A 13,021-nucleotide genomic window follows, 5' to 3' on the forward strand; every position below is an offset into this window, starting at 1 on the left:
CCGCTTGTGCACGGGCTCAGCCAGAGCGCGGGCTCGTGATGACGTGGGGTTGGAGTGCATCGGCATCCGCGCTCGGGATGCCGGGTACGACGCGTGGGATGGACTCCCACGCCGACGTCAGCGGGTGGCTTCTCGAACGAGCCGCGCGGCCAGCACCGCCAGCAGCGGCGGCGCCAGGGGGTCACAGGGCTCCACCTTCCGTCCTGGGAACAAGGACCGGTGGTAGGGAGGCAGGTGCCGGAAGATCTCCTTGCGCAGCTCCTCCGGCGCCTCCGCCATCAAGTCCTTGAGCCGAGCCCCCGCGTCGGTCCGCTCCCCGAACTCCGTGGCCACCTTCGCCTGCCGCCGAGGCGACGGCAGCATGACGATGTGTCGCAAGTGCGCCTTCGCCCGCTTCATGGCCGCGGTCCCCAAGCCCTCCAGGAGCTCTTCCGCCCGCTCGCGCGCGAGAATCCACGTCACGAGCGCGCACCGGTCCAAGGGAAGCTCCGGAGGCCGCGGCCGAATCACCGTCGCCTGCTCCGCCTGAAGCGCTCGCGCCGGGACTCGCGCGTCCTTCTTCGGTGAGCGCAAGGCCCGGCCCACACGTGTCGCTGGTTGCATCATGAGCGTCTCCCCGGGCCTCAAGCCACCTTGCGAGGGGCTCCAGGCGAGACCACCGGACGCGCGGGCACGGGCGGCGCGGGCGGCGTCACGCGCAGGTCTCGGAAGTAACGCATCCGCAACGTCACCCACACCAAGGCCCCCGACAGTCCCGTCACCAACACGCCCAACATCGCGAGCAGCCACTTCAGTCTCACCAGCGAGGACGGCCTGCCCCCCGAGGAAGCCAGGGCGCGCGTGGGCACCTCATCCACCCACAGCGATACGGACTCGGCGGAGAGTCCTTCCACGCCCCCCGCCAGCAGGGCCTTCATCACGTCCGAGGACTGACGCACCCGGGCCGCGTTGCCGGGCATGACTCGCAGCAGCGCCGACGCCTTCGCCGCCCCCAGGCTCTGCCCCGGACGCGGCGGAGGTGGAATCACCAGATGCACGCGCGCCAGCAACACCCCTTCCATCGACTGGAGCGTCTTCTCCAAGCCCCGCTCGAGCACCCGCACCCGACAGACCGACTCCTCCATCGGCGTGCGAACCAACCCGCCGCCCCCACCCAAGACATCGCAGCCCACCTCCACCGCGGGCCTCGGCAAGCCCAGCTCCGAGAGGACGCGCACCGCGTCCGGGGACTGTTCTCCGGAGACTTCAATGGCCCACGACGGCTTCTTGCCCGCCTCCGGAACCTTGCGAGCATCCAGCCCTCGCTCGATGAGCACCGACTGCAGCTCATTGGCCTGACGCTCGTCCAACCCATGCTGAATTCGCTCTCTGCACGCCGCCGTCCCCAGGAGCAGCAGGACGAGCAGCGCATGCCGGGGAGTCAGTGACATCCGAGCACTCCTCAAACCTGCGTCTGGAGAACCTGCTTCACACCACCGGTCGCCTTCTCGACGACCTTGCCGGCCAGGTCGAGCTCCTGGCTCGCGCGGTAGACCTGGGCCTGCAACGAGAGCAGCTCCCCGGCCGAGAAATCGCGGCCCGACTCCGCCATCGCCAGGATGCTGTCCAACCGCTTCTGCGCTTGCCCCACCCGCTCCAGGACCTGCGCCGCCTGCTGCTCCCGCGCCGACTGCACCGAGTCCACCCGCCCCTGCGTCTTCGCCTCGACAGCCCCCGCGGAGGCCTGCGTCCGCGTGCTCTCGGCTCTCGCGACGCCGCGAGAGGCCTCGGCGCCCGGGCACCTCACGCCTTCCGTCACCACCGGCACCGAGCGCTCCCTCGAGGGGCCTCGGACTCCCTCCAGCACCTTGTCGAACCGCCCCTGGCCGGGCTCCACGGACACCGGGCCCGTGCCCCCGACTGCTCCCACCTTGTCCACGCTCATGGCTCACCGTGCTTCTCAACGGATGTTGTTGATGGCGGCCTTCGCCGAGTCGTGACGAACCTTCATGATGTTCGAGACCGCGTTGTGCTCGCGGCTCTCTCGCTGCATCTCGTTCTGCAGTTGGAGATAGGCGGCGTTGAACCTCTGGCCATCCGCGCTGAGCGCCCGCTGCGCCTCCAGCAGGTCCCACCCATCCTGGCCGCCCGACGAAGTGCCCTGGGCCGAACCCGCTCCCGACGCCGTGGTGGCTGACGACGACGCTGCCGCCGACGACATGGCCGGCGTCCCCTTGGAGGCCACCGTGGACATCGCCAACTTCATGCTGGAGACCGCCGCGCTCAGCACGGGAGGTGACGGAATCATTCCTCCCACCAGGCCCGCGCCCTTGCTGACCACCGTGTTGGCCGCATGGGCCAGCGTCGTGCCGAAGTCGTTGTACGGCGTCTGCCGGGGCACGTTGAGGGTGGTGGTGAGCGAGTACTGCCTGCGGTGATGGGGTTCCATGGCTGGCCTCCGGCGATGCGGTTTCCAGCGGGCGTTTTCAGCGAACGTGCCAGCCGGAATCCGAGCAATCCCGCCCGCATGGCGCCCTCGTGCATCCGCTCAGGGCTCCCAGGGCCGGGAGGCGCGTCCGCACGACGGGACGGAAACCCGGGCGGACGGAAACTTGCCTCACACGCCAAGTGCCTCAGAGTTGTCGCACCCTGTCGCACGAAGAAGAGGAGCCGAGCCGATGCAGCCTTCCCCTGGTGGCCCCCCCATCGCCGAGCGCTTCCATCCGCGCGTCGAGGCGAACTTTCCGGTGAAGGTCATCCTGCCTGGACGCGACGTCATGGTTCAGGCCCGGGATGTCTCCATGGCGGGCCTGTTCCTGCTCGCCCACCCCGGCGACAGCCAGCGCTACCTCACCCTGGGCCTGCCCCTGCCCGGAGACCGCGAAATCGTCACCACCTGCACCATCCGCCGCCGCGAAGCGGACGGCGTGGCGCTGGAGTTCGGCGCGCTCGACTGGGACGACCTCATCGCCCTGGCGCGCTTCCTCCACCCGCGCCTGCCCTGAGGCGCGGAAGTCCTCGGCCCGTCGTCAGGCGGGCTCAGAGCGGGGCTGAGCCATCCGCAGCCGCTCCACCAGCGCCATCAACTCCGCGCCCCGGAAGGGCTTGTGGATGTAGCCATCCGCACCCGCCTGCGTCGCGCTCTCCACGTCTGACTTCTTCGCCTTCGCGGTGAGCATGTAGAGCGGCACCGGCGCCGTGACAGGGTCGCTCTTCAGGATGCGACAGGCGGAGATGCCGTCGAGCTGGGGCAACACGACATCCATCAGGATGAGGTGGAAGGTCCGGCTGCGCGCCAGTTTCAGCCCCTCCAGCCCGTTGGCCGCGCACACCACGTCCACGGTGCCGTCGCTCAACATGGAGCGAACCAGCTCTCGGATGACCGGTTCATCCTCGACGAGCAGGATGTGAAAGGGTGCCTGGGGCATGCCAGCCATGTTTCTCCAGCGCGGCTCTGGACCACTTCGAGACGATACGTCGCGGGCGCGAGACCCCCACCACCACCGGTGCCACCTGCCGCGCGCGGTATAGCCCCGCCGACACCGCCCACACCAGGGTCGCCCCATGGATTTGTATGGAGCACCACGTCCTCCCACCTCTCCTGCCCTTCGGAGCGGGTGAAGGTTGGCCCAGCGCGCTATGATGAATCCGAAATGGCCGCTAAACCAGAATGTCCAGAGTGCCGGGGCACCGTGGGAGAGGACGACTTCCAGTGTGAGCACTGCGGGTTGCTCCTGGACCCGGAGCAGGCCAGCGGCGAGTACACCATCACCGAGCCCACCATCGTCCGTGCCCTGCTCTCACCGCCGCAGCGCACGCGAACCATGGAGGTTCCTCGGCCGCCGCCCCAGGCCCCCGCGGCGCACCACCAGGCCACCGCGCGCTTCACCGTGCCCATGGACGAGAACACGGTGCCCCACCTGCGCGCCGGGCTGAACATCGCCCTGCAGCCCCTGCACCCCTTCGAGGCGCACATCGCGTCCTTCGTCGACGGAGTCCAGGCCGTGCCTCAGCTCGCGCGCGCGGCGCGCCTGCCTGAAATCGAGGTGAAGGTCGTCCTCAAGGGCCTGCTGGAGCGAGGGGTGCTGGAGCTGCACCGGCAACCCGTCAGCGCGCCGCCGCGAAGCCTCACGTCCGAGATGCCCGTGCTCGACGGCGGTGAGTTCCTCGCCCAGGAGGAGCTGGACGGTCCCGAAGCCCCCACGCTCAGGGACACCGCGCTCCCCTCCCTCTCCTGGAGCAGCCCCGCGATGGGCGTGGCCCTGGGCGCGGAGGAGGACTTCTCCTCCCTGGCGCTCGGCGACGATGAGCCCGTCGCCCCCGTGAGCCCTCCGCGGCCACCCGAGCCGACTCGCGCCGCCCGGCCGCTCGCGCGCACTTCGAGCGCCACCGACCTGCCTCCCCCCCTCCCTCCGCGTGACACCCCGTCCGCCGAGGCCATGTCTCGTCGGGTGTCCTCCGCGCCCCCGTCCCCCTCCACCCCCCCCGCGCCGATTCCCGCGGCGAGGGTTCCTCCTCCCAGCCTCGTCGGAGCCACTCGCTCCGTCCCGCCTCCCTCCAAGGACCGGCCGGAGAGCACCGCGCAGGCTTCGGCGTCCGCCGCGGCTCCAGCGGAGTCCAGGGCTCATCCCTCGAACGTCACGGCGAGCTCCGCGCCCACGCTTCCCGCGTCCCCACTCCCGGCGAGCGCGCCACGTGCCCCAAGGGCCACCCTGCCCCTGGATGCGCCCGTGCCCATCGCCACCAACTCGCCGGAGGACATCCTTCAGCGGGCCGTGCGACTGGAGCGCTCGGGGCACGTGGACCGGGCCATCCAGGTCCTCAGCAAGGCCATCGACCAGTCGCCGGACGCCGCCGTGCTCCTCAGCAAGCTGGCCCTCATCCTGGTCCACCAACGCAAGGACTACGCCCAGGCCGCGAGACTGCTGGAGCGCGCGGTGGAGCTGGAGCCGGGCAACACCGTCTTCCAGCAGAACCTCCTCAAGGTCGCGGCCCTGTCGGCCGCCGCCTCGGGCCAGCACAAGGCCCGCAAGCCCGGGCTCCTCGCGCGCCTCACGGGGAAGAGAAGCTGACGCGGGGCGAGGCTCAAGGCGCCCCGACGTCCAGCAGCCGCTCCGCCTCCTCCAACGAGAAGGCCAGGTACGCGTCGTAGCCCATCTCCCGGCTGGTGCGCTCGAACACCAGCGCCGCCTCCGCCGAGCGCCCCACCACGCGCACCACGCGGCGGAAGCCTCGGGCCTTCGCGGCCTCCATGATGCGCCGCATCTGCACCGTGCTCTCCGAGCACAGCGACGTCACGCCCTTCAAGTCCGAGAGCAGGTCGAAGCGCGGGCGCAGCCGGTCGATGGCCGCCACCGCCGCGTCACCCACGCGCCTCGCCTCATCCGCGGTCAGGTCTCCCCAGAGGCGCACCACCAGGCGATTCTTCGCGACAAGGGCCTCGACTTCAAACACAGGGCCAAGACCTCCAAGCAAAACCCGCCATCCCTCCAAGAGATTCTAACCCCGGCGATGGGTCTGCTTCCAGGTTTCGTCCAGAGGACGACAGACGCCTATATTTTCGCGACGCCGTCGCGCTCGGTCCAACCCTCCAGTCCATTGGGCAGGCGGATGCGCACGAAGCGGCCGCTGTCCTCCAAGAGCCGTACCTTGAGGCCCGCATGCACCTCGAAGATGGAGCGTGCGCCGGGCTGCGGCAGCTCGCGCGCCACCAGCATGGGCGACAGCACCACGGCCTCATGCACCGTGTGCTCCACGTAGGCATGCGCCGCCAGCAACGCCCCCGAGGGAATCGCCACCGCGAACAGCAGCGCCATCACGATGCCCACCGCCATGCGCCGGCCCGGCGACATCCGCCGCAACACCAGCAACAGCAGCAGCGCCCCCACCCACGTCCCCAGGAAGGTCCAGGCGACGAGCGAGCCATCCGTGGCCGCCGTCACCCTCGGCAGGAACTCCTCCTCCGCCGATTCCCCCACCACCTTGTCCACCTGACGCGCGCGCGCCACCGCCAGGTTGGCCTCCAAATCCGGCGCATGGCCGCCCTGGGCCTTCGCCTGCTCCAGCGAGAGCACCGCCCGCCCCAAGTCTCCCTGCGCCAGGTACGTGGTGCCCAGGTTGTAGAGGACGTCCGGCCCACCGCGCCCGTGGGAGAGGAGCTTCTCGTAGCCCTCCCGCGCGCGCGCGAAGTCCCCCCCCGTATAGGCCTCGTTGGCCTTCAGGAAGACATCCTGCGCCTCTTCCGGCGAGTAGTAGTCGCTCACGCCCAGCCCTCCATGGCCGCGACCGCGGCATCCAGCACCTGCTGCCGCGCGGCGGCGTCTCCACCTCCGCCATAGCGACCCAGGTCACACGCCTCCAGCACGTACAGCACCCGGGCTCGCCGCTCGGGCGCCACACCCGCCGTCGTCATGCGCTCGGAGATGACCTCCCGCGTGAGCCCCGTCACCGGCCCGCCCAGGCGCGCGCCCAGGAAGCCCTGCAGCGCCTTCTCCACCTCCGCGTAGAAGGCCCCCGAGTCGGCACCGGCCTGAAGCTTCTCCGCCTCCACCAGCCGCTTGCGAGCCGCCTTCGCCTGCTGTCGGTCCCGGTCCGCGTCGCTGCGCGTCGCCAGTCGCCCGCGCACGCCGCCGAGCAACGCGAAGCCCAACAGCAGCCCCAACGGCGCGGCCACCAGCGGCAGGAAATAGGCGCGCTTCCAGGGCGGCTCGGACGGAGCGACGAAGCGCGCCTGGAAGCGCACGGGCCGCAACCCTTCCGGGGTCAGGAGGTTCTTCGGCTCACCGGCTGGATCCGGGGCCTGCGCCGATGACGAGGGCAGCGTCGATGGGCCCCCCGCCGCGGCCTCCACCGTGAGGGTGATGGGCTCCGTGCGCGACACCTCGTACTTCCGCGTGCGCACATCGAAGAAGGGGAACGCGAGCGCGGGCAACGTGAAGGTCCCCGTGCGCTGCGGCATCACCAGGTACTCCACGATGCGACGGCCCTGCACCTTGCTGCGCACGGGCGTCACCTTGTCGCTCGTCTTGGGGTCGTAGATCTTCAGCGCCTCGGGACCCACGAGCTTGGGCGGCGTGACGTTCTTCACGTTGCCCGTGCCCTCCAGGATGACCTTCACCGTGACGGCCTGGCCCAGCTCCACGCGTGTCTGGGACACATCCACGTCCAGCCGCCACGAGCCCACGTTCGCATTGGAGATGCCCGGTGGCCCGCCCGGCGGCAGCGGCATCACCTTCACCTTGAGCGCATTCGAGACGCGGTGCAGCCGGTGGCCCGCGAAGAGGAAGCCCGTGGTGATGTCCGCCTCCGCCGCCGAGATGGAGAGCGTGCCGGACTTCACCGGGAAGATGGCGCGGCGGCGCAACAGATAGACCCGGTACGGAACACCGCCGACGGTCTTCTGCTCGGGCTCCAGCCGCGAGGGGCTGTCCAGCTCCTCCGACCAGAAGCCCTCCAGCTTGGGCATCATCACGGAGTCCACGCTGGACAGGTCCACGCGCGCGTAGATGTGGAGCGACAACGTCACCTGCTCGCCCACGAAGACCTCGTCCCGGTCCAGGCTCGAGCGCAGGAACAGGTCCGAGTCTCCTCGGGGAATCGAAGGCGAGTCCTCCTCCGGCTCGTTCGCGAACGGGTCCGGCTGGCTCGACGGAAGGTTGGCGAAGGGGTCTCTTGCTCGCCCCTGCGGCGTCCCGCCCTGGGCACGCGAGGACGAGCCCAGCCGGCCCGGCTTCACCGAAATCTGGATGGGATCCGTCCGGTGCGTCTTGCCTCCCGCGGACATCTCGGCGGGCGGAATCGTCAGGTTGCCGGCGCGATTGGCGCGCATCGTCAGGACGTACTTGGTGACGTCCTGGATGACGGGAGGCCCTCCGCCCGTCAGCGAGATGGAGCGCTGACTGCTGCGGGAGCTGTTGAGGACCTCGAAGTCATCCGAGCGAGGCAGCCGCACCTTCGCGTCCTCGGGCGCGTCCTTGGTCACCACCGTGAGCACGAAGGTGTCCTCGGTGCCAACCTCCTCGCTGTTCACCGTCTGGTAGAACTCGAGGCTCGCCGCCCATGCCGGCGCCGAGGCCAGCAGGGTCAACAGGGCCAGCACCGCCCTCATGGAGCCGCTGCTACCAGTCCTTCTCATTGGGCTTCCTCTGCTTCTTCTTCTGCTGGAACCGCCACAACTGGAGGTTCTTCTCGTTCTGCTTCATCGCGTCCAGCAGACGCTCCGCATCCTGCTGGTCCAGTTCCGACGGACTCGAGCCCGCGTCCGAGGAGGAGTCCGCATCCCCCTCCGACTCGGTGCCGGCATCGCTCCCGCCGTCGCGAGGGTCTCCTTCCCCGTCCTCGTCCCCACCATCCGCGCCGCCGTCGCTGCCGCCATCCCCCTTCTGCGGAGGTCCCTCCTGGCCCCCGTCACCGCCGTCCGCGCCGCCATCCCCACCCCCGTCGGCGCCACCATCTCCGCCGCCATCCGCGCCACCGTCGGCACCTCCATCCGAGCCCCCATCCACGCCGCCGTCCGGCCCACCGTCGGAGCCTCCATCCACGGGCGTTCCGCCGTCGGCCTTGGTGCCACCGTCCTCGCCCCCATCCGGGCGTCCGCCATCCGTGCCCGAATCCCCGCCACCATCCGAGCCCCCGTCCGCCGAGTTCGGCTGCGGCGGCGGCAGGTTGCGCAGCACCACCTCGTAGTTGTGGCGGGCCTGGATGTCCTGCGGGTCCAGCGTCAGCGCGCGCCGATAGGACTTCAGCGCCTCCACCCGGTCCCCCGTCGTCGCCGCCAGGTTGCCCAGGTTGTACCAGGCCTTCTGCTGCAGGTCGGGGCGCTTGGACTCCGTCACGCTCCGGAAGACCTCCTGCGCGTCCTTCACCCGGCCCAGCTTCGCCAGCGCATCCCCTCGGTTGAAGTCCACCGCGGGGTCATGCGGACGCTCCTTCTTCGCCGCCTCGAACGCCTTCAGCGCGTCCTCGTAGCGGCCCGCCAGGTACGCCTCACGGCCCTGCTGAACCAGCGGATGGTCCCGCTCCAGCGGCCCCGCGCCCAGCGCCGACACGGGCAACAGCAGGCACACCAGCCACGCCAGCAGCCCTCCCCGACGACGTCCTCCCACGAGGCGCACGCTCATGGCGACGACCTCCGGCGCGAGGAAGGAAGCAGCATCATCCCCAGCACGAGCAACACCAGCCCAGGCACCGCGAACGACTGGAAGCGCTCGTCGTAGCGGACCGTCACCCGGCTCTCCAGCTCGCTCTTCTGCATCTGGTCGATGCGCTCCACGACCTGGCCCATCGCCACCCCGCGCGGCTGGTAGAAGAAGGCGCCACCCGTGCCCTCCGCGATGGTCTCCAACCCCGCGCGGTCCAGCTTCGTCACCACCGGGTCGCCATTCTCGTCCTTCTTGTAGTCCACGAACTCGCCGCGCCGGTCATACACGGGGATGGGCTCGCCGGACTCGGAGCCGACGCCCACCGTGAGCACCTGCACGCCCGCGTCCTTCAGCGCGTCGGTGGCCTCATCCACGTCGCCGACGAAGTCCTCGCCGTCCGTCAGCAGCACCACCACGCGCTCCTTCGAGCCCCGGTCCGCGTTCTCCAACACCTGCATGGAGAGCCGCAGCGCCGCGCCCACGTTGGTGCCACCCTGAGGCATCACCTCCGGGTCCACCGCGCGAAGGAACAGCTTCACCGCCGAGTAGTCCGACGTCAGCGGGGACTGGATGAACGCATCACCCGCGAAGACCACCAGGCCCACGCGGTCGCCCTTCAGCTCGTCCAGCAGCGTGGTCAGCTCCAGCTTGGCCCGCTCCAGACGGCTGGGCTGCACGTCGCGCGCGAACATGGACTTGGACGCATCCAGCGCCACCACCACGTCGATGCCCCGCCGCTTCGTCAGCTCGCTCTTGGTGCCACACTGGGGCTGCGCCAGCGCGAAGCCGAACAACGCCAGCCCCAGGCCATACAGGCTGCCCTGCGTGGCGGGACGCCACACGGAGATGCCCGGCGTGAAGCGCTCGGCATGCCGCTCATGCAGCACCGCGCGCACGCGGGAGCGGCGGCGCAAGGACAACAGGAGCGCCAGCAGCCCCAGCAACAGGCCCACCGCCACCAGGGCCAGGTACAGGGGCTGGGCCAGCCCCGACTGGTAACCGAGCACCGTGAAGCGCCAGGGGTCCACGTGCATCACGGGAAGACCCTCAGGAAGGTGGCGCGCAGGAGCAGCTCCAGCGCGGCCAGCCCGAACGCGGCCAGCAGGAACGGATGGAACTCCTCACGGTACGTCGCGGAGGCCCCGCCCTCCATGATTCGCGAGCGCTCCAGCGAGTCGAGCACCTTCTGCAGTCCTCGCCGCAAGCCCTCCGGGTCCGTCGCGCGGTAGTACTCCCCTCCCGTGCGGTCCGCGATGTCCTGCATCAGCTCCGGGTTGATGGGAATCTCCGTCTCGCGCCACACCGTGTTGCCGAACAGGTCCGTGCCCTGCGGGAAGGGCACCTTGCCGCCCTTGCCCACGAGGATGGTGTAGACGGGCACGTGGAGCGCCTGCGCCATGTTCGCGGCGTCCATGGGCGAAATCTTCCCCGCGTTGTTGTCGCCGTCCGTGATCAGCACCACCACGCGGCTCTTCGCCTCCGAGTCGCGCAGGCGGTTGAGCGAGGTGGCCAGCGCATCACCGATAGCGGTGCCGTCCTCCAGCACCCGCGTGCGGATCTGCTTGATGACCTCCTTCAGCACCCCGTAGTCCAGCGTCAGCGGCGCCTGGGTGTAGGCCGCGCCCGCGAAGACGACCAGGCCGATGCGGTCATTCACGCGGTTGGAGATGAAGTCGCTCAGCACTTCCTTCGCCACGTGCAGGCGGTTCTGCGGCCGGAAGTCACCCGCCTCCATGGAGGTGGACAGGTCCAGCGCCACCACGATGTCGATGCCCTCCACCGACAAGTCCCTCACGCGCGAGTCGCGCACCTGGGGACGGGCGAGGGCCAGCACCGCCGCCACCACCGCCGCCGCGCGCAGCAGCGGCAAGAGGGGCAGCAGGTACGTGCGCAGGCCCTTGCCACTTCGGGCGAACACGTTCGCCGCGGAGAAGCGCAGCGGCGCGCGGGCACGGCGCTCCCGCCAGGCCTGCACGAACAAGAGCGGCACGAGCAGCAGTCCCCAGAGCGCCTCGGGGTTATTGAACGCGGGGAGCGGCGGCATTGTCGGGAGCTTGAGGCGGCTGGGGCGGAACGAAGGTCTTCTCGACGAGCTCGTAGCCGAACAAGAGCGCGTCACGGCAGCTCTCGGGCGACGCATCCGCCCGGGCGTATTTCACCATGTCCGACTCGGACACGAAGCGCATCAGCTTGTCTTCCGGAAGGCCCAGGGGAGACAGGCGGCGCAGCGAGGCCATCAGCTCGGAGCTGGTGCACTCCAGCGCCTCGAAGCCATAGCGCTCCCCCAGGTAGCCTCGGATGATTTCGGACAGGCGGAAGTAGTAGTCCTTCACCTGGCCTCGCGCGGGCAGGTTCTCCGTCTTCAGCGTGTCCAGCGCCTTGCGCGTGCGCACGTCCAAGGGAAGCGGAGGCGGCACCACCACGTGCCTGGGGCGGTTCTTCCACCAGCGGATGAGCAGCCACGCCGCGAGCGCCGCGGCCAGCGCCCCCAGGAGCGCCAGCACCAACCGCCACGAGCGGATGGGCACTTCCTGCGGCGGCTGGATGTCGAACAGGTCCGCGCCCTTGCCCTCCGCGTCCGGAGGCAGCGTGGCCGCGACGTCGATGGCGCCGCCCGGCAGCGAGTAGCGGCGCGGCCCCTCCGGCGTCTCCACGTCGAACTCGAGCGTGGGCACCGTCAGGCTCCCCAGCGCGAACGCCGACATGCGGATGGCGAACGTCGTGGAAGCGGAGTCCGTCCCCTCGAGGTACTGGCGCGTCTGGTCCAGGAACTCGAAGTCGCCCGTCTCCTTGGGCACCGCCAGCTCGTAGCGGTGGCCCTTCGGATGCGTGAGCACCACGTGGTAGGTGAACGGGTCGCCAATCCGGACCTGCTGCGGCTCCACTCGAGCCGAGACGTCCTGGGGCTGCGCCACCTCGTGCGCGGGCGCGCCGGGGGGCTGGGGCTGGGCATGGGCGCTCGACGGGAGCACGCCCACGCACAGCAGCATCGCGAGCAGGGCCATCCACCGGCTCATGCCGCCATCCTCCGGGCCCGCGCGCGGAAGAACTGCGCGAGCGCCTTGCCGTGGTCATCTCCCGCGCGCAGCTCCACGTGGTCCAGCTCCAGCTTCTTGAAGAGCTTGCGCCGCTCGTCACGCGCGGCCTGCATGAAGCGCGAGTAGCGTCCGCGCACGCCCGGGTCGCTCGTATCCACGACGAAGCGGTCGCCCGTCTCCGGGTCCTCCATCTCCACCAGGCCCAGGCGAGGGAAGGCCTCCTCCAGCGGGTCCTCCACCACCACGGGCACCAGGTCGTGCTTGCGCCCCACCAGCCGCAGCGGCTTCTCGAAGCCCTGCGCCTGGAAGTCGGAGACGAGGAACGTGACGGCCTTCCGCTTCGACACCTGCGTCAGGTACGTCAGCCCCGCGGACAGGTCCGTGCCCTTGCCCACCGGCTGGAAGGTCAGGATGTCGCTCACCAGCCGCAACACATGCGTGCGGCCCTTGCGCGGAGGCACCACCTTCTCCACGCGGTCCGAGAAGAGGATGAGCCCCACGCGGTCGTTGTTGGCGATCGCGCTGAAGGCAATCTGCGCGGCGACCTCCGCGGCAATCTCCGACTTGGTGCGCTCGCGCGAGCCGAACTCCTTCGACGCCGAGACGTCCACGAGCAGCATCACCGTGAGCTCGCGCTCCTCGGTGAAGACCTTGACGTAGGCCTCGTTCATCCTCGCGGTGACGTTCCAGTCGATGATGCGAATCTCATCACCGGGCTGGTACTGCCGCACTTCGGAGAACGCCATGCCCCGGCCCTTGAAGACCGAGTGGTACTGGCCCGCGAGCATGTCGGAGACCACCTTGCGGGTGCGAATCTCCAGCTTGCGGATGCGGCGGATGAGGTCCTTGGGCAGCACGGGGCGC

At 69.9% G+C, this 13,021-nt stretch carries 15 protein-coding genes; 2 read left to right on the top strand and 13 right to left on the bottom strand.

Features of this window, described 5'->3' with window-relative positions; genetic code table 11:
• Nucleotides 1-117: 117 nt before the first annotated feature.
• Genes MYSTI_RS30990 through MYSTI_RS31005 form a run of 4 tightly spaced genes read right to left on the bottom strand, consistent with a single transcriptional unit; the run spans nt 118 to nt 2,428 of the window.
• Complete coding sequence (locus tag MYSTI_RS30990; protein WP_015351770.1) at nt 118-606, bottom strand: hypothetical protein; 489 nt, start codon at nt 604-606, stop codon at nt 118-120.
• A gap of 17 nt (nt 607-623) precedes the next feature.
• A complete protein-coding gene (locus tag MYSTI_RS30995) occupies nt 624-1,430 on the bottom strand; it encodes a type III secretion system protein (protein ID WP_015351771.1) in 807 nt (268 codons plus the stop codon).
• Nucleotides 1,431-1,441: 11 nt separating this feature from the next.
• Complete coding sequence (locus MYSTI_RS31000; RefSeq protein WP_015351772.1) at nt 1,442-1,924, bottom strand: hypothetical protein; 483 nt, start codon at nt 1,922-1,924, stop codon at nt 1,442-1,444.
• 15 nt (nt 1,925-1,939) lie between these two features.
• A complete protein-coding gene (locus MYSTI_RS31005; protein ID WP_015351773.1) occupies nt 1,940-2,428 on the bottom strand; it encodes a hypothetical protein in 489 nt (162 codons plus the stop codon).
• A 229-nt stretch (nt 2,429-2,657) separates the two neighbouring features.
• Between MYSTI_RS31005 and MYSTI_RS31010 the strand changes: the two genes are divergently transcribed.
• Complete coding sequence (locus MYSTI_RS31010) at nt 2,658-2,984, top strand: PilZ domain-containing protein (RefSeq protein ID WP_015351774.1); 327 nt, start codon at nt 2,658-2,660, stop codon at nt 2,982-2,984.
• A 24-nt stretch (nt 2,985-3,008) separates the two neighbouring features.
• Here MYSTI_RS31010 and MYSTI_RS31015 read toward each other — a convergent pair whose 3' ends face one another.
• The gene (locus tag MYSTI_RS31015; protein ID WP_015351775.1) at nt 3,009-3,416 is read right to left on the bottom strand and encodes a response regulator; all 408 of its coding nucleotides are present in this window, start codon (nt 3,414-3,416) and stop codon (nt 3,009-3,011) included.
• Nucleotides 3,417-3,671: 255 nt separating this feature from the next.
• Between MYSTI_RS31015 and MYSTI_RS44935 the strand changes: the two genes are divergently transcribed.
• Nucleotides 3,672-5,051, top strand: a complete 1,380-nt coding sequence (locus MYSTI_RS44935) for a tetratricopeptide repeat protein (protein WP_015351776.1) — start codon at nt 3,672-3,674, stop codon at nt 5,049-5,051.
• A 13-nt stretch (nt 5,052-5,064) separates the two neighbouring features.
• Here MYSTI_RS44935 and MYSTI_RS31030 read toward each other — a convergent pair whose 3' ends face one another.
• The 8 genes from MYSTI_RS31030 to MYSTI_RS31065 all read right to left on the bottom strand — a co-directional run bounded on the left by MYSTI_RS31030 (nt 5,065) and on the right by MYSTI_RS31065 (nt 13,014).
• Nucleotides 5,065-5,433, bottom strand: a complete 369-nt coding sequence (locus MYSTI_RS31030) for a hypothetical protein (RefSeq protein WP_015351777.1) — start codon at nt 5,431-5,433, stop codon at nt 5,065-5,067.
• Between the two features lie 98 nt (nt 5,434-5,531).
• Complete coding sequence (locus MYSTI_RS31035; RefSeq protein WP_015351778.1) at nt 5,532-6,242, bottom strand: tetratricopeptide repeat protein; 711 nt, start codon at nt 6,240-6,242, stop codon at nt 5,532-5,534.
• On the bottom strand, nt 6,239-8,113 hold the full coding sequence (locus MYSTI_RS31040; RefSeq protein ID WP_015351779.1) for a BatD family protein: 1,875 nt from the start codon (nt 8,111-8,113) through the stop codon (nt 6,239-6,241). The genes MYSTI_RS31035 and MYSTI_RS31040 overlap by 4 nt, the downstream gene beginning before the upstream one ends.
• Nucleotides 8,097-9,098 carry a tetratricopeptide repeat protein gene (locus MYSTI_RS31045; protein WP_015351780.1) on the bottom strand — a complete coding sequence of 334 codons (1,002 nt, stop codon included), beginning with the start codon at nt 9,096-9,098 and terminating at the stop codon, nt 8,097-8,099. Before MYSTI_RS31045 ends, MYSTI_RS31040 begins: the two co-directional genes overlap by 17 nt.
• The gene (locus tag MYSTI_RS31050; protein ID WP_044281745.1) at nt 9,095-10,156 is read right to left on the bottom strand and encodes a VWA domain-containing protein; all 1,062 of its coding nucleotides are present in this window, start codon (nt 10,154-10,156) and stop codon (nt 9,095-9,097) included. The genes MYSTI_RS31045 and MYSTI_RS31050 overlap by 4 nt, the downstream gene beginning before the upstream one ends.
• Complete coding sequence (locus MYSTI_RS31055) at nt 10,153-11,163, bottom strand: vWA domain-containing protein (protein WP_015351782.1); 1,011 nt, start codon at nt 11,161-11,163, stop codon at nt 10,153-10,155. Before MYSTI_RS31055 ends, MYSTI_RS31050 begins: the two co-directional genes overlap by 4 nt.
• Nucleotides 11,138-12,136 carry a BatD family protein gene (locus tag MYSTI_RS31060; RefSeq protein ID WP_015351783.1) on the bottom strand — a complete coding sequence of 333 codons (999 nt, stop codon included), beginning with the start codon at nt 12,134-12,136 and terminating at the stop codon, nt 11,138-11,140. The genes MYSTI_RS31055 and MYSTI_RS31060 overlap by 26 nt, the downstream gene beginning before the upstream one ends.
• Complete coding sequence (locus tag MYSTI_RS31065; RefSeq protein WP_015351784.1) at nt 12,133-13,014, bottom strand: DUF58 domain-containing protein; 882 nt, start codon at nt 13,012-13,014, stop codon at nt 12,133-12,135. The genes MYSTI_RS31060 and MYSTI_RS31065 overlap by 4 nt, the downstream gene beginning before the upstream one ends.
• Nucleotides 13,015-13,021 lie beyond the last annotated feature (7 nt).

It is taken from the genome of Myxococcus stipitatus DSM 14675, from assembly GCF_000331735.1.
Taxonomy (GTDB): domain Bacteria; phylum Myxococcota; class Myxococcia; order Myxococcales; family Myxococcaceae; genus Myxococcus; species Myxococcus stipitatus.